We start from the raw sequence: 21,638 nt of genomic DNA, 5'->3' as shown, positions 1-21,638 counted from the left end.
TCTGTCAGTCTCGCCCGAAGCCGGCATGGCTCCTCAGGCGTCGAGTTCCTCGTCGCTCACCGCCGCCGCATGGCTCTGGATGAAGGCGAAGCGGTGTTCGGGGTTCTTGCCCATCAGCCGCTCGACCAGGTCCTTGACCGGCTGGCGATCCTCATACTGGCTCGGGAGCGTGACCTTGAGGAGCGAGCGGGACGCGGGGTCCATCGTCGTTTCCTTCAATTGGTTGGGGTTCATCTCACCGAGCCCCTTGAACCGGCTGACCTCGACCTTCTTGCCCTTGAACTCCTTGGCCTCGAGCTCGGCGCGGTGGGCGTCGTCGCGGGCGTAGAGCGTCTTCGCGCCGGCGGTCAGGCGGTAGAGCGGGGGCTGCGCCAGGAACAGGTGCCCGCGGCGGACGAGCTCGGGCATTTCCTGGAAGAAGAAGGTCATCAGGAGGGTCGCGATGTGGGCGCCGTCGACGTCCGCGTCGGTCATGATGATGACCTTTTCGTAGCGCAGGCTTCCCTCGTCGAACTTGTCGCGGATGCCGCAGCCCAGCGCCAGCTGGAGATCGGCGACTTCCTGGTTGGCGCGGATCTTGTCGGCGGTGGCGCTAGCGACATTGAGGATCTTGCCGCGGATCGGCAGGATCGCCTGCGTCTTGCGGTTCCGGGCCTGCTTGGCCGAGCCACCCGCGCTGTCGCCCTCGACGATGAAAAGTTCGGTGCCGGGCGCGTCGTCCGAGGCGCAGTCGGTGAGCTTGCCGGGAAGCCGCAGCTTGCGGGAGGACGTCGCGGTCTTGCGCTTGACCTCGCGCTCGGCCCGACGCTTCAGGCGCTCCTCCATCCGCTCGACGATCGAGCCCAGGAGCGCACGGCCACGATCCATGTTGTCGGCGAGATAATGGTCGACATGGTCGCGCATCGCCGCCTCGACGAAGCGCGCGGCCTCGAGGCTGGTCAGCCGGTCCTTGGTCTGGCTCTGGAAATGCGGATTGCGGATGAACACCGACAGATAGCATTCGCACGACGCCATGACGTCGTCGGCGGTGATGTCCTTGGCGCGCTTGTTGCCGACCAGATCGCCGAACGCGCGGATGCCCTTTGTCAGCGCGGCGCGCAGGCCCGCTTCATGCGTCCCGCCATCGGGGGTGGGGATGGTGTTGCAGTAATAGGAAGTGAAGCCCTCGCTCCACAGCGGCCAGGCCACCGCCCATTCGGCGCGCCCCTGACCCTCGGGGAAGTCGGCCCGCCCGGCGAAGGGCACGTTGGTGACGCATTCGCGCCCCTCGAGCTGCTCGGCGAGCGCGTCGCCGAGCCCGTTGGTGAACTGGAGGACGGCGGTCTCGGGGACCTCGGCGCTGGTGAGCGACGGATCGCACTTCCAGCGGATCTCGACCCCGGCGAAGAGATAGGCCTTGGAACGCGCGAGCCGGTAGAGCCGGGCGGGGTCGAAGGCGAGGTCGCCGAAGATCTCGGGATCGGGGTGGAAGGCGACGCTCGTCCCGCGGCGGTTGGGGGCGGCGCCCACTTCCTCGAGCGGGCCGGTGGCGAGGCCCTTCGAAAAGCGCTGCCGATAGAGCTTCTTGTCGCGCGCGACCTCGATCACCGTCTCGGTCGAGAGCGCGTTGACAACGCTGACTCCGACCCCGTGAAGGCCGCCCGAGGTGGCATAGGCCTTGCCTTCGAACTTGCCGCCCGAATGGAGCGTGGTGAGGATCACCTCGAGCGCTGACTTGCCCGGATATTTGGGGTGGGGGTCGACCGGAATGCCGCGGCCGTTGTCGGTGACCGTCAGCCGATTGCCCGGCATGAGCGTGATCTCGATCCGGTTGGCGTGGCCCGCGACGGCCTCGTCCATGCAGTTGTCGATGACCTCGGCGGCGAGGTGATGGAGCGCGCGCTCGTCGGTCCCGCCGATATACATGCCGGGGCGGCGGCGGACGGGTTCGAGGCCTTCGAGGACCTCGATCGCGCTGGCGTCATAATCGCTCGAAGGGGTGGGGGCGGGCTCGGCGCCGAAGAGGTCGGTCATTGCGGTCGTGGTTGTAATGGGCGCGGGGGCGGAAGGGAACAGGGCGCGAACGACGCGATGTGGCCGGATTCGATATTGTCACAAAGATACGGTATAAGGGCGGTATCGACGGCCATGTTCTCGCGACTGCCGTCGGCTGAGAGACGTCCCGTGCTCCCTCGCCAGTCCGCCGGAGCTTGCCGATGTCCGATCTTCACCGCCAATCCGCGCCCGAGGGCGAATATTTCGCCCAGCGCGCCGAGACCGAGCGGCGCCGCGCCGCCGAGGCCAGCGACCCGCGTGCCCGTGCGGTCCATCTCCAGCTTGCGCAGGAATATGACGATCTGTCGGAGTGCGGCGCGGCGAACGACTGACCGCCCGCGCATCGCTCTCAGAGAAAAGGGCTTCGGAAGGCAGATGCTTCCGAAGCCCTTTTCGTGTTCGGGAATGACCCTTAGCGGACCCGCGGACCGCCATAAGGCAGCGGCGGGGGCGGACGGCGATCGCGGCGCGGAAGCTGCGCCTGGTAGGCGACGCCGCAATGCTGGACGCAATAGGGATAGCCGGGGTTCGCCTGTTGCCCGCAGAAATGGAAGTCGGGCTCACCCGGATGGCCGAGCGGCCACTTGCAGATGCGGTCGTTCAATTCGAGCAGGCTCGTCTTGTCGGCGATTTCGGGCGAGGGCTTGGCGGGAACCAGCCGGCGCGGCGGCGCGGGCGGGATCGGGGCCTGCTGTTCGCCCGGACCCTGCCGGACGAAGCCGCCCGGACCGATCGATCGATAGACGAGGGTCGTGGTGGTCGAGTCGCCGGGCTTGGCGGGCGCGGCCGCGGGGGCCGCCGACGGGGCCGGGGCAGGCGCGGACTTGGGCTCGACCACCGGCACGGCGCTTTCGAGGATGGCGGTGATGGCCGCCTTGTCCTTGACCTTCGACGGGGCGGGACGCGCTTCGGCGGCCGGCGCGGCAGCGGCAGCGGCGGGCGCGGCCTTGTCTTCGCCTGCCTTCACCGGCGAGGGACGCGAATCGAGGCCGAGGCGGTGCGCCTTGCCGATCACCGCGTTACGACTGACGCCGCCCAGTTCGTCGGCGATCGCGCTTGCGGTCTTGCCCTCGGCCCACATGGCCTTCAGGCGGTCGATCCTCTCGTCAGTCCAGCTCATCGCTTCTCGTCAATCTCTGTTTGGGCGGTTGCCGCCATCGGCCATAGCCGATAGGCGCTTGCTCCGTGAACGACCAGCCCTCCACCATTTCGCGGATGCGCCGCGCCGCGCCGGGCGAACAGCGCCTCACGGGCGTCAACTGGGGTGGGCTGAAGACCCTCTATGTGAAGGAGGTGCGCCGTTTCTTCAAGGTCCAGACCCAGACGGTCTGGGCGCCGGCGGTCACGACGCTCCTCTTCCTGGTGATCTTCACCGTCGCGCTGGGCGGCAGCCGCCGCGAGGTGATGGGGGTCCCCTTCAGCCACTTCATCGCGCCTGGCCTGATCGTCATGGCGATGATCCAGAACGCCTTCGCCAACGCCAGCTTCTCGCTGCTGGTGGGCAAGATCCAGGGCACGATCGTCGACTATCTGATGCCGCCGCTTTCGACCGGTGAGCTGATCGCGGGCCTCGTCGGCGCGGCCGTCACCCGCGCTTTCCTGGTCGGCGGAGCGGTGTGGCTGTGCATGGCGCTGTTCCCAGGCGTCGACGTCACCGTCCGCCACCCGCTCGCCGCCTTGTGGTTCGGGCTGATGGGCTCACTGCTTCTTTCGCTCCTCGGCCTCATTACCTCGATCTGGGCAGAGAAGTTCGACCATGCCGCCGCGGTGACCAACTTCGTGGTCGCGCCTTTGTCGCTGCTGTCGGGCACCTTCTATTCGGTCGAGCAGCTTTCGCCCCTGTTCCGCGCGATCAGCCACGGCAACCCGTTCTTCTACGTGATCTCGGGCTTCCGCTACGGCTTCCTGCGCGAGGCCGATTCGCCCGTGCTGTTCGGCGCCGGCCTCCTCCTCGCCATTAATCTCGCCCTCTTCGCGCTCTGCTATGGGCTTCTGAAGAGCGGCTGGAAGATCAAGAACTGACCCGCCACGTGAACCCTTCATAACGGGGGCGTTCAGGCTCCCGATCGCGACTCAGGCGTATTGCATTCCCATCAAGCCTCGAAAGGGAGTGCAAAGACATGAAGAAGTTTCTCATTGCCGCCGCCGGTCTCTCGGCCATTGCCGCCGCCACTCCGGCCGCCGCGCAATATTATCCGGGTCAGCCGGCGCCTTACGGCAATGCCTATGGCTACAACTACGGCAACCAGGGCACCACGCGCGCCTATCTGATCCGCGCCGACCGCCTGATCTCGCAGGTCGAGCGTCAGATTTCGAGCGGGCGCCTCAACCCGCAGGAAGCCTATCAGCTGCGCAACGCCGCCCGCGACCTCCATGGCCGCACTCGCAGCTTCGCGCAGAACGGCATCAACAACCGTGAGCGTTACGAGCTCGACCAGCGCTTCGCCCAGATCGAGCAGAGCCTGCGTTACGCCGCCAACAACAATGGCGGGCGCTACGGTCAGTACGGCCAGGTCCGCGACCGCGACTATGACGGCGTTCGTGACGGCCGTGACGGCTGGGTCGATGCCAACCGCAACGGCATCGACGACCGCCGCGAGGGTTACCCCTACCGCCGCTAAGGCTCGGGGGTTAACCCCCGGACATTAGCCGCCTATAGGAGGGCGCGGCTTCCACTACGGAGGCCGCGCCCTTTCTTGTTCACAGATCTTCAGGAGCCGTTTCATGGCCATCACGCCGCTCATGCCCGTCTATCCGCGCTGCGAAGTGCGGCCGGTTCGAGGCGAGGGCGTCTGGCTGATCGGCGAGGGGGGCGAGCGCTATCTCGACTTCGCCAGCGGAATTGCGGTCAACCTCCTCGGCCACAGCCACCCGCACCTCATCGGCGCGATCCAGAAGCAGGCAGAGACGCTGATGCACGTCTCGAACCTCTACGGCAGCCCGCAGGGCGAGGCGCTGGCCAAGCGCCTGACCGACATGACCTTCGCCGACACCGTCTTCTTCACCAATTCGGGTGCCGAGGCGGTCGAGTGCGCGATCAAGACCGCGCGCCGCTATCACCACGCCGCGGGCAACCCGCACAAGTCGAAGCTCATCACCTTCCGCAACGCCTTCCACGGGCGGACGATGGCGACCATCTCGGCGACCGACCAGGTCAAGCTGCGCGATGGCTTCGCGCCGCTGCTCGAGGGCTTCGAAGTGGTTGATTTCGACGACCTCGACGCGGCGCTCGCGGCGATCGACGACAACACCGCCGGTTTCCTCGTCGAGCCGGTGCAGGGCGAGGGTGGCATCCGTCCCGCCAGCCCCGAATTCCTCCAGGGTCTACGCAAGGCGTGCGACGAGCATGACCTGATGCTGGTCCTCGACGAGGTGCAGTGCGGCGTCGCCCGCACCGGGACGCTCTACGCCTACGAGCAGTACGGCATCGTCCCCGACATCCTCGCCACCGCCAAGGGCATCGGCGGCGGCTTCCCCTTGGGTGCCTGCCTCGCGACCGAGAAGGCCGCGAGCGGCATGGTCATCGGGACTCACGGCTCGACCTACGGCGGCAATCCGTTGGCAATGGCGGCGGGCATGGCGGTGCTCGACGTGGTCGCGACCCCCGAATTCCTCGCCCAGGTCCGCGAGACCGGTCAGCGTCTCCGCGCGGCGCTCGAGCAGATGCTTCCCAATCACGACCATCTGTTCGAGAGCGTGCGTGGCCTCGGCCTGATGCTCGGCATCAAGATGAAGACCGACAGCCGCGCCTTCGTCTCCTACCTGCGCACCCGCGGGATCCTGACGGTGGCGGCGGGCGACAATGTCGTTCGCGTGCTCCCGCCACTGATCATCGACGACGCCGACATCCGCACCTTCGTCGACGGCCTGAGCGCCGCTGCGGCGGATTATGCGGTGCCCGCGCAGGCGGCGTGACGTTTTCGTAGGGATTTGGCCTTATTCCCGGTCTCCCATGCGCCGCGCGGGAGACCGGGAATGATCGACGACGGACATTACGACGAGGACGCCGAGCAGGCCGCGATCATGGCGGCGCTGCAGACGGCCGGACCCGACGACTGGCATGCCTTCGCCGCCGGCTTCAATTGGGGCGAGCCGCTCGGGCCCTTGTGCTGGATCGTCCAGCAGCCCGACTGCGACCGCGCCACGGCGCATCTCATCTTCTGGGCGGGCGAGCCGACCGGCTACGAGTGGCAGGACGAGGAGGAGCCGCTCGGCGCCGATCCCTATGCGGTGGCGCCGTTGCTGCGCTTCATCAACGACCGTTTCCACGGCCGAGGCTTTCCCCGTGCCGAGCTCGGCTACGACTGCCTCGCGGACCACGGCATCGACATGCCCGAATATTTCGCGACCTGCGAGGAAGGCCGCCGCCGCGACATCGCCGAACTCGAGGCATCGCTGTCGGCCCCGGGCCTTCACCCCCTGCTGAAGGAGCTGCGCTTCTCCGGACGCGGTTCGGAGCGCCAAGCGCCGGTCGACCCGTTCGCGCCGCTCTCGCCGCAGCTTGCCGCTTTCACTGATTCCGAAGACGACGGACCCGCGCCCGACCCCTTTGCGGCCATCCGCCCCCAGCTCCCTGCCGATCCCGAGCCCGAACAGCCCGAGGCCGATCCTTTCGCGGCCATCCGCCCGCAGCTCCCCGCTGCTCCCGAGCCCGACCAGCCCGAGGTCGAGCCGCCGCTCGCCGTCATCCCGGCCGCGCCGGCCGAACCGCCGCCTCCCGAAGTGTCCTTTGCTCGCGGACCGGCCGAGGAAAAGGCCTCCGCCCGCGTGCGCGATCTTCGCCGGCAATCGGACGACGCGCCCGACGCCGCTCCTGCGGCGAGCGCCGGCGGATGGCTCCGGCGGCTGCTCGGCCGCTAGCGCGCGGGCGCCGGTCCTTGGCGATCGGCGCCTCCCTTCCTATCTCGCCTCCATGACCCCCCAGATCTCGAATCTCGACGCGGCGCTCGGCGTGACCGTTCCCGCGCGCCATGCCCGCGGCCGCGCCGCCCGCCTCGGACCCGCGCTCGATGCCGTGCTGTCCGCCCACAACTACCCGGCCCCGGTCGAGAAGCTCCTCGCCGAGGCGCTGGTGCTGACCGCGCTCCTGGGTTCGCTTCTCAAGGATCCGACCGGTCAGATGACGCTCCAGGCGCAGACCCAGGGCGGCGTCGTCGACCTGCTCGTGTGCGACTACAAGGGCGGCGAATTGCGCGGCTATGTCCGCCACGACGCGGTGAAGCTCGCCGACGCGGCACACAGCCCCAGCCTCCAGACCTTGTTCGGCGAAGGGTATCTCGCGATCACCTTCGACCAGCCCGCGACTGACGAGCGCTACCAGGGCATCGTGCCGCTCGAGGGCGAAAGCCTCGCCGAAGCCGCGCAAAGCTATTTCTCGCAGTCCGAGCAGATTCCCTCGATCGTTCGCTTGGCGGTCGAGAAGAGGCCCGACGGCCACTGGATCGCGGGCGGCATCCTCTTCCAGCACCTCCCCGAGGGCGAGGAAGGCCGCGAGCGGCTCCACACCCGGCTTGACCATCCCGACTGGGACCATGTCGCGGTGCTCGCCGGCTCGGTGAAGGCCGAGGAACTGACCGACCCCGAGCTCGCGCTCGACCAGCTCGTCTGGCGGTTGTTCCACGAGGAGGCCGAGGTCCGCGTGCTCGCCGGCGCGCCGCTCTCGCGCGGCTGCCGCTGCGATCCCGATTACGTCCGTTCGGTCATCGCCCGCTTCCCCGAGGAGGAGCGCGAGGCGATGAAGGGCGAGGACGGCGTCATCCGGGTCGACTGCGAGTTCTGCTCGACCAGCTTTCCGATTACGTTCGCGTAACGAGCGCGTGGTAAGATGATGGCGATGCGACGAGTCGCGCTTGCTGCTGCTGCCGTCTGTGCCGTGGCCCTGACCGGGGCGGCGGCGCCCGGCATGCGCGCGCTGTCGGGGGTCGCGCCCGGCGCGTGGGAAATCAGCACCAGCGCCACCGGCAGCAATCCCCGGCGGATCTGCTTCAAGGACATGCGCTTGGTCGCGCAGCTCGCCCACGGCTACGAGCGTTGCCGCGGCACGGTGCTCCGCGACGTCCCGGGATCGCTCGCGATGGACCTCACCTGCGGCCCGGGCGAATTCGGTCGGTCGGAAGTGACGGTGACGACTCCGCGCTCGCTCAAGATCGAGACGCAGGGCATTCACGCCGGGGGCCCCTTCAACTACACGCTCTATGCCCGGCGGATCGGAAACTGTCGTATTCCGACTGGACGTTAAGGCCTCGTTTAACCATAACCCACTATGTCAGTCGGAGTGCTAGCCGAGGCCGGCACGCTTTCCTCCCTGACGGGCTTCGGCCCGTACCTGGGCCACCCTTCGGGGTGGCCCTTCTTTTTGTGCGTCGCGGAGACTAAAGGGCCGCCCATGCTGGGTTTCCTCGCCAAGGCAGGCATCGCCGGCCTGCTCGCCGCCGCCGTCGCCGAAATCGCTCGCCGCTCGCCCGGCTGGGGCGGGCTGCTCGCCTCGCTCCCGCTGACCAGCCTGATGGCCTGCACCCTGCTCTACTGGGACACGGGTGACACGGCGAAGGTGGCGGACCTGTCGAACGGCATCATGTGGTTCATCGTGCCGAGCCTGCCGCTATTCCTCGTCCTGCCCGTCCTGCTGCGCAGCGGCATGAACTTCTGGCTCGCGCTCGGCCTCGTCATCGCGGGCACCATGGCGCTCTACGCCGCGACCTTCGCTCTTGCCGGCCGGATGGGCGTGAAGCTGTGAAAAAGGCGGTCGTTCTCCTCTCGGGCGGGCTCGATTCCTACGTCTGCGCGGGCCTCGCGCGTGAGCAAGGCTATGAGGTCGTCGCGCTGACGGTTGACTATGGCCAGCGCCACCGGGTCGAGCTCGAGGCGGCGAAGACCATCGCCGCGCGCCTCGCCCACCGCCACGTCGTCCTCCCGCTCGACCTGCGGGCCTTCGGCGGCTCGGCGCTGACCGCCGACGTCGCGGTGCCCAAGGACGGGGTGGGGGAGGGCATTCCCGTCACCTACGTGCCTGCCCGCAACACCATCTTCCTCAGCCTCGCATTGGGCCTCGCCGAGGCGAGCGGCGCGCGCGATCTGTTCGTGGGCGTCAATGCGCTCGACTATTCGGGCTATCCCGATTGCCGGCCCGAGTTCGTCCGCGCCTTCGAATCGCTCGCCAATCTCGCGACCAAGGCCGGGGTCGAGGGCGAGGGGTTCACCATCCACGCGCCGCTGCAGGACATGACCAAGGCCGACATTGCCCGCGAGGCGGCCCGGCTCGGGCTCGATCCCGCGGTCAGCCACAGCTGCTACGATCCCGGCCCCGACGGCGGGGCCTGCGGCGAGTGCGACGCCTGCCGCCTGCGCGCCAAGGGCTTCGAGGACGCGGGCCTCCCCGATCCGACCCGCTACACGGCGCCATGACCTACGCGGTCAAGGAATGCTTCCTGACGCTGCAGGGCGAAGGCGCGCAGACGGGCAGCCGCGCGGTCTTCCTGCGCTTTGCCGGTTGCAACCTGTGGAGCGGGCGGGAGCAGGACCGCGACACCGCCCAATGCCGCTTCTGCGACACTGATTTCGTCGGCACCGACGGACTGAATGGCGGGAAATTCGCCGACGCCGCGACGCTTGCCAACCGGGTGGAGGAGATCTGGGACGGCGGGCCCGACCACCGGCTGGTCGTCATCACCGGGGGCGAGCCGATGCTCCAGCTCGATTCGGCGCTCGTCGATGCGTTGCACGCGCGCGGTTTCCGGATCGCGGCGGAGAGCAACGGCACGCTCCCCGCGACCCCCGGCATCGACTGGCTGTGCATCAGCCCCAAGGCCGGGACCGAGGTCGTCCAGCGCACGGGCGATGAACTGAAGCTCGTCTGGCCGCAGGCGGGGATCGATCCCGCCACGCTCGAAAATTGGGACTTCCGCCATTTCCTGGTCCAGCCGATGGACGGGCCGGAGGGAACGGTCGAGGCGTCAATCGCGCTCGCCATGGCGCGGCCCAGGTGGCGGCTGTCGCTCCAGGCCCACAAGGTCGTGGGCCTCGCCTGACTATTGGCCGGCGTCGTTGCCGGCCGCTTCGGGTGCTGCTTCGTCTGGCGTCGGCGCGGCGGCAGCGGGCTTGCGGGCCGGGGCCTTCTTCGGCTTGGCCTCGCTCGAATTCGACAGATTGGCGCTGAGGTTGGCGAGCTCGCCGTCGGCCGGCGCGGGCATGTCGGCGGCCATGCGCGCATCGTCGGCGGTGGCCGCGTCGATCGCGGTCACGTCGTTGGCGATGACATTTTCCTGCTCGAGCCCGGCCTGCGCGACCGCGTCGTTGGTCGCCGCTTCCTCCTTCTTGCCGCAGGCGGCGGTGACGATGGCGAGGCCGAGGAGGAGGGCGGGGCGCTTGATCATGCGCCGTGGGCTAGCCGCTTCGGCCCCATGAGAAAAGGGGCCGCCGGCGCGATGCCGACGGCCCCTTGACCTTGTCCGGTCCTCCCCGAGGGGAGGGCCGTGAACATTACATCGCGTTGGCGGTGTTGTTCATCATCATGTTGGCGTCGGCCGAGTTGGCAGCCGGAGCCATCGCGTTCGCGTCCATGGCGTTCGCGTCCATCATGTTGGCGTCCATGGTGGCGTTCGCGTCCATGGCGTTCATGTCGGCCATGCCGGCATTGGCGTCGACGGCGACGTTCTCTTCGACGACAGTGTTGTTGGCCGACTCGTTGCTGCTGCAAGCGGTCAGGGCCAGGGCCGCACCAGCGACCAGGATCAGAGCACGCATTCTAGACTCCCTCAAAATAGTCGATCTGGCGTGGTTTGCCACGTCACAAATCGAGGCGGGTTGTAGTGTGTCGTTGCGCTTCCGCCAAGAGGGGGGTCGATCAGCCGAGTTTTGCGAGGAATTGCGGGAAGTTGGCGCGCAATGCGGCGTCTACTTCCGCCAGTCCGGCCCGGTTTCCGAGCGCGGCGAGGCTGGTCACCCCATGCGTCGCGATTCCGCAGGGCACGATTCCGCCGAAGTGGGCGAGGTCGGGGGAGACGTTGATCGAGAAGCCGTGCAGCGTCACCCAGCGCTTCACCCGGACGCCGATCGCGCCGATCTTGGCCTCGGCCGCGCCCTCGCCCGTCCAGATGCCGATCCGCCCCTCCGCCCGGTGCGCTTCGACCTCGAGGTCGCCCAGCGCGGCGATCACCCAGCCCTCGAGCGCATGGACGAAGCAGCGGATGTCCTTGCCGCGCTGGCCAAGGTCGAGCGTCAGATAGCCCACCCGCTGACCCGGCCCGTGATAGGTGTAGCGCCCGCCGCGCCCCGCCTCGAACACCGGAAAATTGAGCGGATTGAAGAGCTCGGCCGGATCGGCACTGGTGCCCGCGGTGAACAGGGGCGGGTGCTCGAGCAGCCACACCCGCTCGGCCGCCTCGCCCGCGACCACTGCCGCCGCCCGCTCCTCCATGTCGGCGAGCGCCGCGGCATAATCGGTCAGCCCCTCGCTGATCCGCCATTCGATTGCGTCATGCCCGTGCATGGCTTCCCTTGGCCACGTCATTGGCAAAGGGGCAAGAGGGCGGCTAAGCCGCGGCCACAAGCAACGAGTGGGTGAAGGCGCGAAGATGAAGCTGTCGATCGGCAAGGCCTGGGACGAGACGAAGGCGATTGTCGCGCGCGACGGCAATGCGCTGGTCACGATCGCGCTCGCGCTGCTGGTGCTCCCGGGCACGATCATGGAGACGGTCGCGCCGAGCAGTGTCCAGCGGACCGAGCCGGGCCTCGTCATCACCCTGCTCAATCTCGCCGCGCTGCTGTTCAGCCTCGCCGGGCAGATCGCGATTTCGCGCATCGCGCTCGGCCCCTCGACCGTCGGCGAGGCGCTCGGCACCGCCTTTCGCCGGATGCCCGCCCTGTTCGGCGCGCTGATCGTCCTCGTGATCCCCTTCGTGCTGCTCGCCTCGCTGCTGGTGATGGCGACCGGCGCGTCCAACGACGTGACCAAGCTGCCGCCGGCCGCCTCGCTCGGCATTTCGGTGCTGATGCTCGCCTTCCTCTATTTCCTCATCCGGCTGCTGTTCCTGACTCCGCTCGCGGCCGACGGGCGGACGCCGTTCCGGCGGATGCTCCCCGAAGCCTGGGCCCTGTCGCGCGGCCGCTGGGCCCGCCTGTTCGGGCTCATCCTGCTGCTCGCGCTCGTCGGGCTGATCGTATTGTTCGGTCTCGCCGGCGCGCTGTCGGCGGTGATCCTCCTCGTCGCCGGTCCGATCGAGCCGATGAACCTCTCCGCCGTGCTGGTCGCGCTGGTCCAGCAGACGCTGGGTGCGATCGTCTCGATGTTCTTCGCGGTGCTGGTGGCACGACTCTACGTCCAGGCGCGCGACGGGGACCGCCACGTGTCGGTCCCCGACGCCGGTCACCAGTAAGGCGTCAGTTCCACTTCGCCAGCGGCGGCAGGCTCATCAGGATCGAATCGACGTTGCCGCCGGTCTTGAGCCCGAAGGTCGTCCCCCGGTCGTAGAGCAGGTTGAACTCGGCATAGCGCCCGCGGAAGACGAGCAACTGCTCCATCTCCGCCTCGGTGAAGGGCTCGTTCATCCGCTTGCGAACGATCGGCGGATAGGCCGCGAGGAACGCCTCGCCGACATCGCGGGTGAAGGCGAAATCATCCTCGAAATTGCCCTCGAGCCGGTCGTAGAAGATCCCGCCGACCCCGCGCGACACCTGGCGGTGAGGAAGCCAGAAATATTCCTCGCACCACTTGGAATAGCGCTCGTAATAATCTGCCCCATGCGCGTCGCAGGCCGCTTTCAGCGCCGCGTGGAACGCCGCCGTGTCCTCGGCCCTGGGGAGCGCGGGGTTGAGGTCCGCCCCGCCGCCGAACCAGCGCCGCGAGGTCGTCAGGAACCGCGTGTTCATGTGCACCGCGGGGACGTGCGGATTGGCCATGTGCGCGACGAGGCTGATTCCGGTCGCGAAGAAGCGCCGGCCATTGTCCTCGGCGCCGGGGATAGCCTTGGCGAATTCCTCGCTGAAGGTGCCGCCGACGGTCGAGACATTGACCCCTACCTTTTCGAAGACCTTGCCCTTCATCAGGCCCCGGACTCCGCCGCCGCCGGGCTCGCCCGACGGGTCCTCGCGGTCCCAGGCGGTGTAGGCGAAGGCGGCGTCGGAGCCGGCCTCGCGCTCGATCGCCTCGAACTCGGCACAGATGCGGTTGCGGAGGGATTCGAACCAGGTGCGGGCGGCGGTTTGTTGCTCGTCGAGTGCTTGCATGGGAGCGATTGCTAGCGACTCCGATCCGCCAGCGCCATTGATCCTGATCAAATGCACGCGCGCAACGGCCCGAACGTTTCGTCACCGAACCGCCTTTTGGACCCTTGAGGAGCGATGAACGGCCCGCTATCAGACCGCACACTTCCGCTCCGGTCCGTCCGGCGCGGCCATCGTCATTGTTCCAACCGGGGCTTCCCCCGGGAAGAAGACCCAAGCGAGAGCCAAGGACCGTAAATGGCCACCGTCGATCACTCCCAGCCGGTCATGCCCGGTGAACCGACCGCCGCGGAAGCGGGCGATCCCGGCGTCCGTCGCCGCGACTTCATCAACATCGCCGCCGTCAGCTTTGCCGGCGTCGGCGGGGCAATCGCGGTCGCGCCGCTGCTGATGCAGGCGGCGCCGTCGGCCGACGTGCTCGCGCTGTCGTCGATCGAGGTCGACATCTCGAAGATCCTGCCCGGGCAGGGGATCAAGACCAGCTGGCGCAAGCAGCCGGTGTTCGTCCGCAACCTCACCCCGGACGAGATCAACAAGGCGAATGCCGTGCAGGTCAGCGAACTGCGCGACCCGCAGACGCTCGCCGACCGGACCAAGCCCGGCAAGGCCAACTGGCTGATCACGCTCGGCGTCTGCACCCACCTCGGCTGCGTGCCGCTCGGCATCGGCGAGGGCGAGGCTCGCGGCGACTATGGCGGATATTTCTGCCCGTGCCACGGCAGCCACTACGACACCGCCGCCCGGATCCGTAAGGGCCCGGCGCCGAAGAACCTTCACGTGCCGGACTATTCGTTCAAGTCCGACACCGTCGTCCAGATCGGTTGAGGTAGACCACGATGAGCTTTGCCTGGGCCAAGCCCTATGAGCCGAAGAGCCCGCTTTCGAAGTGGGTCGACGAGCGCCTTCCGCTTCCCCGTCTCGTCTATGGCGCGATCGGCGGCGGTTATCCGGTGCCGCGCAACCTGAACTACTTCTGGAACTTCGGTGTTCTCGCCGGCCTCGCCCTGATGATCCAGATCATCAGCGGCATCGTGCTGGCGATGCACTATTACAGCTTCACCGGCGGCGCCTTCGACAGCGTCGAGCGCATCATGCGCGACGTCAACGCCGGCTGGGTGATCCGCTACGTCCACCAGAACGGCGCGAGCTTCTTCTTCGTGGTGGTCTACATCCACATCTTCCGCGGCCTCTACTACGGTTCGTACAAGGCCCCGCGCGAGATGGTCTGGCTCCTCGGCCTCGTCATCTACCTGCTGATGATGGCGACCGCCTTCATGGGCTACGTCCTCCCGTGGGGACAGATGAGCTACTGGGGTGCCCAGGTCATCACCGGCTTCTTCTCGGCCATTCCCGTCGTCGGTGAGCCGCTGCGCGTGTTCATCCTCGGCGGCTATGCCCCCGACCAGGCCGCGCTGACCCGCTTCTTCTCGCTCCACTACCTGCTGCCGTTCGTGATCGCGGGCGTCACCGTCCTCAAGATCTGGGCGCTGCACATTCCGGGTTCGTCGAACCCGACCGGCGTGGACGTCAAGGACGAGAAGGACACGCTGCCCTTCCACCCGTTCTACACCGCCAAGGACGGCTTCGGGATCGGCGTCGCGCTGTTCCTCTTCTCGCTGTTCATCTTCTTCTTCCCGTACAGCCTCGGCCATCCGGACAACTACATAGAGGCGAACCCGCTGGTGACCCCGGCGCACATCGTCCCCGAATGGTATTTCTGGCCTTTCTACGCGATCCTGCGCGCCTTCACGGTGGACTTCATCCTGCCGGCGAAGCTGTGGGGCGTGCTGGCGATGTTCGGCTCGATCCTGCTCTTGTTCTTCCTGACCTGGCTGGACCGCTCGCCGATCCGCTCGACCAGCTACCGCCCGGTCTACAAGATCTTCTTCTGGATCCTGGTGGTCGACATCCTGATCCTCGGCTGGTGCGGCGTGTCGCCGGCGGAGCAGCCGTACATCGCGATCAGCCAGATCGCGGCCGCCTACTACTTCGCCCACTTCCTGATCATCCTTCCGCTGGTCTCGAAGTTCGAGAAGCCGCTGCCGCTGCCCAACTCCATCTCGGAGAGCGTGCTGCATGGCGAACACAAGGAAAGCCGCCCCTACGGGATCGCGCCGACCGGTTCGTCGCCCTCGCCCCAGCCGGCCGAATAAGAAAGACAAGAGAGACACATGGTTCGCATCATCGGTTTCTTCGTCGGGCTGGGCTTCATCGGCGTCCTGCTGATCTCGCTCTTCACCAACGGGCTCGACTATTTCCGCAATCCGCCCGAGCCCACGGCCGCGCACGAGTTCCACAAGCATCCGCGCGATGCGGAGCTCCCCTCGGCGGGCATGACGGGCAAGTTCGACCAGGCGCAGCTGCAGCGCGGCTTCCAGGTCTACAAGGAAGTCTGCTCGGCCTGCCACAGCCTCAAGTTCGTCAGCTTCTACCAGCTGCACGACCTCGGTTATTCCGAGGCCGAGGTGAAGGCGATCGCCAACCAGTGGGCGACCGAGGTCCCGTCGGTGAACCCCGACACGGGCGAACCCGCGACCCGCAAGGCGCTGGTCTCGGACCGCTTCCCCTCGCCTTATGCCAACGAGACGGCGGCGCGCGCGGCGAACAACAATGCGCTTCCGCCTGACCTCAGCCTCATCACCGAGGCGCGCGAGGACGGCTCGAACTACGTCTACTCGCTGCTGACCGGTTACACCGATCAGCCGGCCGAGCTCCTCAAGAAGTTCCCGGATGCCAAGACGCCGACCGGCCTCTACTACAATCCGTACTTCGCCAATCTCAACATCGCGATGCCGCCGCCGCTCATCTCGGACGGCCAGATCACCTACGCCGACGGCACCAAGTCGACCAAGGAGCAGAACGCCAAGGATATCGCGGCCTTCCTGACCTGGACCGCCGAGCCGACCCTCGACCGCCGCAAGAGCGCCGGCTGGGTGGTGCTGCTGTTCCTCGCGATCGCGACGACGCTGGCGTATCTTTCGTACCGGAACATCTGGGCGAATGCGAAGCGCCAGGTTTCGCCGCGCGGCCCGCTCGATCCCGAGAACCGGGGCCGGATGGACGCCGCCAAGGCCGACCAGGGCGTCGCGGGCTAAGCCCCACCGCTACCGCAAAAGGAAGGGGCTCCCGTCGTCAGCGACGGGGGCCCTTTTCTTTTGGCCGTCGCCCCGGGCTTGACCAGAGAGCCCGCTTCTTCTCTTGGCGCACGAAGACACAAGCGCGATGCCGGACCGGGTCCGGCACGACGAGGAAGGTGCAAGACCCATGACCCCCGACCAGCTCCGCGCGCTCGTCCGCACCATTCCCGACCATCCCAAGCCCGGGATCATGTTCCGCGACGTGACGACGCTGCTGCTCGATCCCGAAGGGCTGGCGGCCGCCGCCGACGCGCTCGCGGCCACCGTCACCGACAAGCCCGACCTCATCGCCGCGATCGACGCGCGCGGCTTCATCGTCGGCACCGCGCTCGCGCTGCGCCTCGGCTGCGGGCTCCTCCTCGTGCGCAAGGACGGCAAGCTGCCCGGGGAGACGATCGCCGAGGATTATGCGCTCGAATATGGCACCGACCGGCTGGCGATGCATGTCGATGCCTGCACGCCGGGCGCGAGGGTGCTGATCACCGACGACCTCCTCGCCACCGGCGGGACCGCGCTCGCCGCCGCGCGCCTGATCCGCCGCGCGGGTGGTCTCGTCACCGGCGCGCGCTTCTTCATCGACCTGCCCGACCTCGGCGGCGGCGCGAAGCTCCGCGCCGAGGGGATCGAGCCGATCAGCCTGATGGACTTCGCCGGCGACTGAGCCCCGTCAGTCGGTCCCGAGCGTGATCCGCGAGGGATAGACCCGGCTGTGGTGGACGCTGTTGTTCGCCACCCGGCTCACCGTCTCCTCGCCGTTCCTGCCGCCCGTGTTGAGGTTGCGCTCGTAGCGGGGGAAGTTGCTGCTCGTGACCTGCAGCCGGATCCGGTGGCCGGGAAGGAAGGTGTTGCCGGTGAACATCGGCGGCAGGGTCACCTTCACCACCTTGCCCTTCTCGAGCATCCGCGGCTTGTCGTAGCCATCGCGGTACCGGACCCGGAAGATGCTGTCGTCGAGATTGTACGAGCGCCCGTCGGGATAGACGTCGGCGAGTTTGACCGCGATGTCGGTGTCGGGCGCGTCGCTCGAGACGTAAAGCTCGAGCGTCACCGGCCCGCGCACGCGCACCGCCTGGGTCAGGGGCGGCGTCGAATAGACCAGCACGTCCTGCCGCGCCTCGACTTGCGCCTGGTCATAAGCCCCGGCCGCCGGGATCCCACCCATGCAGCAGGCCCCGCCGCCCAAGGTCTGCACCGGGCGCTTCGGATCATAGACGAAGCTGTCGGCCTCGCGCCCGCCCATCGCCGGGGCCGGGACCAGCATGCCGTCGCCGTTGACGCTGTTCGCCCCCGCGCTGCTCGACAGGTAGAACTGCACCGTGCGCGGCGGCAGCGTCATCGACCGGTCGCCCTTCAGCCAGGCATTCTCGCCCATCTGATAGGTCTGGACGCGCGGCTCGGCCTCGGCGCCGTTGGCGATGCCCTTGAGCTTCCAGTCGAAGAAATCGATGATGCGCTTGTCGAAGTCGTAACTCGGATCGCCGATGTCGCGTTCGCCCACGGGGCCCTTGGCCGGCTGGCGCTGGAACGAGCAATGCACGCCGGGGGACACCACCAGATATTGCTGGTCCGCCGGCCGCCCCTTGGCGATGTGCTTTCGCGCATAATCGTAGAGGTAGAGGTTCGGCCCGACGCTGACGTCGTACCAGCTCACCCCCCACAGGGCCGGCACGCCGAACGTGTCGCCTTCGTTCGCGAAGCTGATCTTGTTCCAGCCCGGGTCCGCCGGGTTCCAGCGCGAAAACCACTCCCAGTCGGTCCGCGGTCCGCCGTCGGCGCTGATGAGATCGCTCACCGGCAGGTGCCCGTAGAACTTCAGCATGTCCGCGGTCGAGATCTTGGGCGTCGTCGCATAGGCGTTGAGCTTCAGCGAATAGAGCTTCGACAGCCGCGTCTTGGCCTCGGGCGAGAGGGTCGAGGGAAACATCGGCCGCTCGTCCGCGCCCGGTCCGCTGCTCCCGATATAATCGCGCATCCAGCTCGCGAAGAGCAGTTGCAGCGCGCCGCCGCGATAGATGTTGCCCTGTTCGGCATAGGGCCCGATCTTCCCGATCCCCGCGCCATAGCCGAGCACCACCGCCGCCTGGTGCGCCGGGTGGTTGAGCGCCATCAGCGCCAGCTGGTCCTCGGCGGTCGACGAGCAGCCATAGGTGCCGATCCTGCCGCTCGACCACGGCTGCTTGGTCACCCAGTTGAGCGTGTCGACCCCGTCCGGGCCGGCATTGGCCATGTAGATGTGCTTGCCCTCGGACATGTACATGCCGCGCTCGTTCTGCAGCACCAGCGCATAGCCGCGGTCGAGCAGCCGCCTCGCGAACTGGTCCATCGCCCCCGGCTCCTCGGGATTGCCGATGGGGTAGGGCGAGCGCACCACGATGGCGGGGAAGGGGCCCTGGCCCTTGGGCAGATAGACGCTGGTGTCGAGCTTCACCCCGTCGCGCATCGGCACCGCCTGATGCTCGAGCGCACGGGCGACGACATTGCCCTCGGGCGCCTTGATCGATTGCGCGCCCAGCGGCGTGGCCGCCAGCACCGCCACCGCCGCGCACCCGCTCACCAACCGCCGTCCGAGGTTCGTCATCCGCCTGTCTCCACCTGTCGCCACCGACTATGCGGCGCGCCCGCGCCCTTGTCACCCGCCGCGCAACGCCGGTGTTTGACATGCATCAGCTTTGCGCGATGCTGCGTCCCACGCTCAGGGGGAAGTTCCATGCTCAAGTCTCTTCGTTTCGTCGGCGCGTCCATGCTGGCGCTTGGCCTTGCCGCACCCGCGCCCGCCATTCAGGCGCCGCAGGAAGCGTCGGCGCCGGCCTTCGACTTCGAAACCGGCATGCAGAGCTATTTCCAGCATCTCGCGGCAAAGCGCTTTCGCGAAGCCCGCGCCGTGACCGCGACCCTTGCCCGCACTGCCCCCAACCAGGCGGTGGGGAAGGGGCTTGCCGCGATGCTCGACGCCGCCATCGTCGCGGCGGGCAAGAAGGATGACGAGGCCCGCCGGCTGTTTGCTTCCGGCGAAGCGGCGACGCCCGACACGCCCGAACTGCTTGGCGTCGTCATTCCGGCCTTCCTGATCGCCGAGCGCCCCGACTTCGCCGCCATGACCCTCGACCGGATGATCGCCCGGGCCCCCGACGCCGTCCGCACCGTCGATCCGAGGCTGGTCTATGCGACGCTCCGCGACACCGGTGAGCCCAAGGCCAGGGTCGACGACCGCCGGATCGCGCTGGCCGAGCTCGGCTTTGGCGGCGCGTCGGGCGACTACATGGCCTCGGCCGCCATCCGTGTCCTCCTCGAGCGCGGCCGGGTCGACCAGGCCAAGGCGCTGCTCGCCGACATCGACGCCCCGCGCGAGGTCGAGAACCTCCTCATCCAGCGCCGCTACGCCGTCCTCTGGCCGGCGCTGGCCGCCCAGGCCGGCCCCGGCCTTGAGAAGAGCCGCCAGTCGAGCGTCCGCCTCGCGCTCCAGGAATATGAGGAGAGCGACAACGACCCCGAGAAGCTTGCCGGCCTCATCAACGCTTATCGCTACGCCGGGCAGACCGACGACGCCATGGCGCTCCGGGCCAGGCTCCCCGCCACCCCCGCGGCGATGGCCGACGCCGGCGAGCAGACCGCTTGGGCCCTGAACAACCTCGCGCTCGCCCTCCATTCCGCCGGTCGCCCCGCCGAGGCCGACCGCCTCTTCGCCACCCTGAACGGCGCGCTCCCGGTCAATGACTGGCGGGTCAGCATGTTCATCAACCGTGCCGAGCTCCCGGTCTCCGACGGCCGCTATGCCGAGGCGCTGCCGCTGATCGCGGCCGCCGAGAAGGAGCGCAAATCGCCCTATGCCGAGCAGCTCCTGCGGCGCCTGCGCTACTGCAGCCTGGCGCAGCTCGGGCGGACGGCCGAGGCCGCCGCGCTCAAGCCCGAGGTCATGGCGCATGCCGCCGACGCCAAGGCCCCGACCATCGACGGCCTGCTCTGCGCGGGCAATCTCGCCGACGCCGAGGCGCTGGCCCTGCGCTTCCTCGCCGACCCCGACTTCGAGGAGGATTTCGTCCGCGGCCTCCAGCCGGTCGCGCTGACGGCCGACGATCCTTCGCAATGGGGCGACTGGAGCAAGCTTCGCGCGCGGCCCGCGATCGCCGCGGCCTATGCGAAGCTCGGCCGCGACCTCCCCGCCGAGCTCATCGCTCCCCGGCCGGTCGCCGCCAGACCGGCAAACTGACGCCGGGCCCCGGCGGAAGTGCTAGGGCGCGCGCGTCCCGGGGCGGGACTCATTGCCCCAAAGCGGGCTCCCGGCGCCGCTGCATCCGCGGCCATGCCGGCCCCGTATCTGTTCCTGCAGGCGCCCACGCGAGGGTGCCGAGACAGGGAGAATATCATGCGATTTCCGATTCTGGCGGGGCTGCTCGCCTCGTCCGTCGCCGCCGCCGCCCCGGCTTATGCCCAGAATAGCTGGACGGGCTTCCACGTCGGTGGACGCGTCGGCCTGCTCGACGTCAGCCGCGGCAACGAGCAGATCGAGTTCGACACCAACCTCGACGGCAGTTTCGGCGACACCGTGCGCACCGCCGCCGGCGCCAATGCCTTCTCGCCCGGCTTCTGCACCGGCGCCGCGGTCGACCGCGTGCCCACCGCCGGCTGCCGCCGCGACAAGACCAAGACCGACTATGCCGCGAGCATCGGCTACGACCAGCAGCTCGGTTCGGTCGTCGTCGGCATCGTCGGCGAATATGGCAGCAGCTCGGCGCGCGACAGCGTCTCGGCCTTCAGCACGACCCCGGCTTTCTACACCATGACCCGCCGCCTCAAGGCCAATGGCGCGATCCGCGCCCGCGCCGGCCTCGCGATCGGCGACACCCTGCCTTACGTCACCGCGGGCATCGCGCAGGGCCGGATCCGCCACAGCTTCGCGACCAGCAACACCGCCAACACCTTCGTCCAGCGCGGCGACGACCGGAACGTGACGGGCTTCCGCTACGGCGCGGGCCTCGAGCAGCGCTTCGGCAATTTCGCGATCGGCGCGCTCTACCTCGGCACCCGCTACGACGACAGCGACTATCGCGTCCGTTCGCAGGGCCCGGCCCCGGCGACCAACCCGTTCATCCTGGTCAACCCGAACGGCACGGACTTCCGCCGCAGCGACGACAAGTTCACCGTCCACAGCTTCAACCTGACGCTGAGCTATCGCCTCTGACCTGCCAGCTTCCCGCCGCGGCGCCTCCGGCCGCGGCGGGGAGCACGACAGGTTCGTCAGTGCAACCG

Annotated in this window: 24 protein-coding genes; 17 read left to right on the top strand and 7 right to left on the bottom strand. The window is 68.1% G+C overall.

Going from position 1 to position 21,638, the window contains the following annotated elements:
• Window positions 1-33: 33 nt before the first annotated feature.
• On the bottom strand, window positions 34-2,013 hold the full coding sequence (parE, locus tag ABD693_RS01495; RefSeq protein WP_344695188.1) for a DNA topoisomerase IV subunit B: 1,980 nt from the start codon (window positions 2,011-2,013) through the stop codon (window positions 34-36).
• A gap of 182 nt (window positions 2,014-2,195) precedes the next feature.
• Here parE and ABD693_RS01490 point away from each other — a divergent pair, with 182 nt between their 5' ends.
• Entirely contained in the window at window positions 2,196-2,366 is a 171-nt protein-coding gene (locus tag ABD693_RS01490; protein ID WP_344695187.1) for a hypothetical protein, read from the top strand.
• An 80-nt stretch (window positions 2,367-2,446) separates the two neighbouring features.
• On the opposite strand, the gene ABD693_RS01485 is transcribed toward ABD693_RS01490, so the two are convergent.
• Window positions 2,447-3,154: a GcrA family cell cycle regulator gene (locus ABD693_RS01485; RefSeq protein WP_344695186.1), complete on the bottom strand. Its 708-nt coding sequence runs from the start codon at window positions 3,152-3,154 to the stop codon at window positions 2,447-2,449.
• Window positions 3,155-3,219: 65 nt separating this feature from the next.
• Here ABD693_RS01485 and ABD693_RS01480 point away from each other — a divergent pair, with 65 nt between their 5' ends.
• From ABD693_RS01480 to queE, 9 genes are all read left to right on the top strand, one after another.
• A complete protein-coding gene (locus ABD693_RS01480; RefSeq protein ID WP_425567238.1) occupies window positions 3,220-4,056 on the top strand; it encodes an ABC transporter permease in 837 nt (278 codons plus the stop codon).
• A 98-nt stretch (window positions 4,057-4,154) separates the two neighbouring features.
• The gene (locus tag ABD693_RS01475) at window positions 4,155-4,655 is read left to right on the top strand and encodes a hypothetical protein (protein WP_344695185.1); all 501 of its coding nucleotides are present in this window, start codon (window positions 4,155-4,157) and stop codon (window positions 4,653-4,655) included.
• A 103-nt stretch (window positions 4,656-4,758) separates the two neighbouring features.
• On the top strand, window positions 4,759-5,949 hold the full coding sequence (locus tag ABD693_RS01470; RefSeq protein WP_344695183.1) for an aspartate aminotransferase family protein: 1,191 nt from the start codon (window positions 4,759-4,761) through the stop codon (window positions 5,947-5,949).
• A gap of 60 nt (window positions 5,950-6,009) precedes the next feature.
• Complete coding sequence (locus ABD693_RS01465; protein WP_344695182.1) at window positions 6,010-6,894, top strand: DUF4274 domain-containing protein; 885 nt, start codon at window positions 6,010-6,012, stop codon at window positions 6,892-6,894.
• A gap of 52 nt (window positions 6,895-6,946) precedes the next feature.
• On the top strand, window positions 6,947-7,843 hold the full coding sequence (hslO, locus tag ABD693_RS01460) for an Hsp33 family molecular chaperone HslO (RefSeq protein WP_344695181.1): 897 nt from the start codon (window positions 6,947-6,949) through the stop codon (window positions 7,841-7,843).
• Between the two features lie 63 nt (window positions 7,844-7,906).
• Window positions 7,907-8,272, top strand: a complete 366-nt coding sequence (locus ABD693_RS01455) for a DUF3617 domain-containing protein (protein WP_344695180.1) — start codon at window positions 7,907-7,909, stop codon at window positions 8,270-8,272.
• Window positions 8,273-8,419: 147 nt separating this feature from the next.
• Window positions 8,420-8,770 carry a DUF3147 family protein gene (locus tag ABD693_RS01450; protein WP_344695179.1) on the top strand — a complete coding sequence of 117 codons (351 nt, stop codon included), beginning with the start codon at window positions 8,420-8,422 and terminating at the stop codon, window positions 8,768-8,770.
• A complete protein-coding gene (gene queC / locus ABD693_RS01445) occupies window positions 8,767-9,438 on the top strand; it encodes a 7-cyano-7-deazaguanine synthase QueC (protein ID WP_344695178.1) in 672 nt (223 codons plus the stop codon). Before ABD693_RS01450 ends, queC begins: the two co-directional genes overlap by 4 nt.
• Window positions 9,435-10,061 carry a 7-carboxy-7-deazaguanine synthase gene (queE, locus tag ABD693_RS01440; RefSeq protein WP_344695177.1) on the top strand — a complete coding sequence of 209 codons (627 nt, stop codon included), beginning with the start codon at window positions 9,435-9,437 and terminating at the stop codon, window positions 10,059-10,061. The genes queC and queE overlap by 4 nt, the downstream gene beginning before the upstream one ends.
• Here the strand turns inward: queE and ABD693_RS01435 are convergent, their stop codons facing one another.
• From ABD693_RS01435 to lipB, 3 genes are all read right to left on the bottom strand, one after another.
• On the bottom strand, window positions 10,062-10,406 hold the full coding sequence (locus ABD693_RS01435; RefSeq protein ID WP_344695176.1) for a hypothetical protein: 345 nt from the start codon (window positions 10,404-10,406) through the stop codon (window positions 10,062-10,064).
• A 106-nt stretch (window positions 10,407-10,512) separates the two neighbouring features.
• On the bottom strand, window positions 10,513-10,776 hold the full coding sequence (locus ABD693_RS01430; protein WP_344695175.1) for a hypothetical protein: 264 nt from the start codon (window positions 10,774-10,776) through the stop codon (window positions 10,513-10,515).
• Between the two features lie 100 nt (window positions 10,777-10,876).
• Entirely contained in the window at window positions 10,877-11,521 is a 645-nt protein-coding gene (gene lipB, locus ABD693_RS01425) for a lipoyl(octanoyl) transferase LipB (RefSeq protein ID WP_344695174.1), read from the bottom strand.
• Window positions 11,522-11,606: 85 nt separating this feature from the next.
• On the opposite strand from lipB, the gene ABD693_RS01420 reads away from it, so the two are divergent.
• On the top strand, window positions 11,607-12,407 hold the full coding sequence (locus ABD693_RS01420; RefSeq protein ID WP_344695173.1) for a glycerophosphoryl diester phosphodiesterase membrane domain-containing protein: 801 nt from the start codon (window positions 11,607-11,609) through the stop codon (window positions 12,405-12,407).
• A 4-nt stretch (window positions 12,408-12,411) separates the two neighbouring features.
• On the opposite strand, the gene hemF is transcribed toward ABD693_RS01420, so the two are convergent.
• Entirely contained in the window at window positions 12,412-13,257 is an 846-nt protein-coding gene (gene hemF / locus ABD693_RS01415) for an oxygen-dependent coproporphyrinogen oxidase (protein WP_344695172.1), read from the bottom strand.
• 234 nt (window positions 13,258-13,491) lie between these two features.
• Between hemF and petA the strand changes: the two genes are divergently transcribed.
• From petA to ABD693_RS01395, 4 genes are all read left to right on the top strand, one after another.
• Window positions 13,492-14,079 carry a ubiquinol-cytochrome c reductase iron-sulfur subunit gene (petA, locus tag ABD693_RS01410; RefSeq protein ID WP_425567237.1) on the top strand — a complete coding sequence of 196 codons (588 nt, stop codon included), beginning with the start codon at window positions 13,492-13,494 and terminating at the stop codon, window positions 14,077-14,079.
• 11 nt (window positions 14,080-14,090) lie between these two features.
• Window positions 14,091-15,407: a cytochrome b gene (locus ABD693_RS01405; protein WP_344695171.1), complete on the top strand. Its 1,317-nt coding sequence runs from the start codon at window positions 14,091-14,093 to the stop codon at window positions 15,405-15,407.
• 18 nt (window positions 15,408-15,425) lie between these two features.
• Window positions 15,426-16,349: a cytochrome c1 gene (locus ABD693_RS01400; RefSeq protein WP_344695170.1), complete on the top strand. Its 924-nt coding sequence runs from the start codon at window positions 15,426-15,428 to the stop codon at window positions 16,347-16,349.
• A 169-nt stretch (window positions 16,350-16,518) separates the two neighbouring features.
• Window positions 16,519-17,052: an adenine phosphoribosyltransferase gene (locus ABD693_RS01395; protein WP_344695169.1), complete on the top strand. Its 534-nt coding sequence runs from the start codon at window positions 16,519-16,521 to the stop codon at window positions 17,050-17,052.
• A gap of 6 nt (window positions 17,053-17,058) precedes the next feature.
• Here ABD693_RS01395 and ABD693_RS01390 read toward each other — a convergent pair whose 3' ends face one another.
• Window positions 17,059-18,969 (bottom strand): CocE/NonD family hydrolase, encoded by a 1,911-nt coding sequence (locus ABD693_RS01390; protein WP_344695168.1) that lies wholly within the window; start codon window positions 18,967-18,969, stop codon window positions 17,059-17,061.
• Window positions 18,970-19,098: 129 nt separating this feature from the next.
• Between ABD693_RS01390 and ABD693_RS01385 the strand changes: the two genes are divergently transcribed.
• Both ABD693_RS01385 and ABD693_RS01380 read left to right on the top strand, forming a co-directional pair.
• Entirely contained in the window at window positions 19,099-20,598 is a 1,500-nt protein-coding gene (locus ABD693_RS01385; protein WP_344695167.1) for a tetratricopeptide repeat protein, read from the top strand.
• A gap of 156 nt (window positions 20,599-20,754) precedes the next feature.
• The gene (locus ABD693_RS01380) at window positions 20,755-21,570 is read left to right on the top strand and encodes an outer membrane protein (protein WP_344695166.1); all 816 of its coding nucleotides are present in this window, start codon (window positions 20,755-20,757) and stop codon (window positions 21,568-21,570) included.
• Window positions 21,571-21,638 lie beyond the last annotated feature (68 nt).

This window comes from Sphingomonas rosea (genome assembly GCF_039538065.1).
Classification (GTDB): Bacteria; Pseudomonadota; Alphaproteobacteria; order Sphingomonadales; family Sphingomonadaceae; genus Sphingomicrobium; species Sphingomicrobium rosea.
Note: the sequence above shows the minus strand (reverse complement) of the source record. Positions and strands in the feature narration are given on the sequence as shown.

Bases quoted from the DNA above. Each gene is read 5' to 3' on its own strand.
- parE (WP_344695188.1), bottom strand. From the start codon at position 2,013: ATGACCGACCTCTTCGGCGCCGAGCCCGCCCCCACCCCTTCGAGCGAT.
- ABD693_RS01490 (WP_344695187.1), top strand. From the start codon at position 2,196: ATGTCCGATCTTCACCGCCAATCCGCGCCCGAGGGCGAATATTTCGCC.
- ABD693_RS01485 (WP_344695186.1), bottom strand. From the start codon at position 3,154: ATGAGCTGGACTGACGAGAGGATCGACCGCCTGAAGGCCATGTGGGCC.
- ABD693_RS01475 (WP_344695185.1), top strand. From the start codon at position 4,155: ATGAAGAAGTTTCTCATTGCCGCCGCCGGTCTCTCGGCCATTGCCGCC.
- ABD693_RS01470 (WP_344695183.1), top strand. From the start codon at position 4,759: ATGGCCATCACGCCGCTCATGCCCGTCTATCCGCGCTGCGAAGTGCGG.
- ABD693_RS01465 (WP_344695182.1), top strand. From the start codon at position 6,010: ATGATCGACGACGGACATTACGACGAGGACGCCGAGCAGGCCGCGATC.
- hslO (WP_344695181.1), top strand. From the start codon at position 6,947: ATGACCCCCCAGATCTCGAATCTCGACGCGGCGCTCGGCGTGACCGTT.
- ABD693_RS01450 (WP_344695179.1), top strand. From the start codon at position 8,420: ATGCTGGGTTTCCTCGCCAAGGCAGGCATCGCCGGCCTGCTCGCCGCC.
- queE (WP_344695177.1), top strand. From the start codon at position 9,435: ATGACCTACGCGGTCAAGGAATGCTTCCTGACGCTGCAGGGCGAAGGC.
- ABD693_RS01435 (WP_344695176.1), bottom strand. From the start codon at position 10,406: ATGATCAAGCGCCCCGCCCTCCTCCTCGGCCTCGCCATCGTCACCGCC.
- ABD693_RS01430 (WP_344695175.1), bottom strand. From the start codon at position 10,776: ATGCGTGCTCTGATCCTGGTCGCTGGTGCGGCCCTGGCCCTGACCGCT.
- lipB (WP_344695174.1), bottom strand. From the start codon at position 11,521: ATGCACGGGCATGACGCAATCGAATGGCGGATCAGCGAGGGGCTGACC.
- ABD693_RS01420 (WP_344695173.1), top strand. From the start codon at position 11,607: ATGAAGCTGTCGATCGGCAAGGCCTGGGACGAGACGAAGGCGATTGTC.
- hemF (WP_344695172.1), bottom strand. From the start codon at position 13,257: ATGCAAGCACTCGACGAGCAACAAACCGCCGCCCGCACCTGGTTCGAA.
- petA (WP_425567237.1), top strand. From the start codon at position 13,492: ATGGCCACCGTCGATCACTCCCAGCCGGTCATGCCCGGTGAACCGACC.
- ABD693_RS01405 (WP_344695171.1), top strand. From the start codon at position 14,091: ATGAGCTTTGCCTGGGCCAAGCCCTATGAGCCGAAGAGCCCGCTTTCG.
- ABD693_RS01400 (WP_344695170.1), top strand. From the start codon at position 15,426: ATGGTTCGCATCATCGGTTTCTTCGTCGGGCTGGGCTTCATCGGCGTC.
- ABD693_RS01395 (WP_344695169.1), top strand. From the start codon at position 16,519: ATGACCCCCGACCAGCTCCGCGCGCTCGTCCGCACCATTCCCGACCAT.
- ABD693_RS01390 (WP_344695168.1), bottom strand. From the start codon at position 18,969: ATGACGAACCTCGGACGGCGGTTGGTGAGCGGGTGCGCGGCGGTGGCG.
- ABD693_RS01385 (WP_344695167.1), top strand. From the start codon at position 19,099: ATGCTCAAGTCTCTTCGTTTCGTCGGCGCGTCCATGCTGGCGCTTGGC.
- ABD693_RS01380 (WP_344695166.1), top strand. From the start codon at position 20,755: ATGCGATTTCCGATTCTGGCGGGGCTGCTCGCCTCGTCCGTCGCCGCC.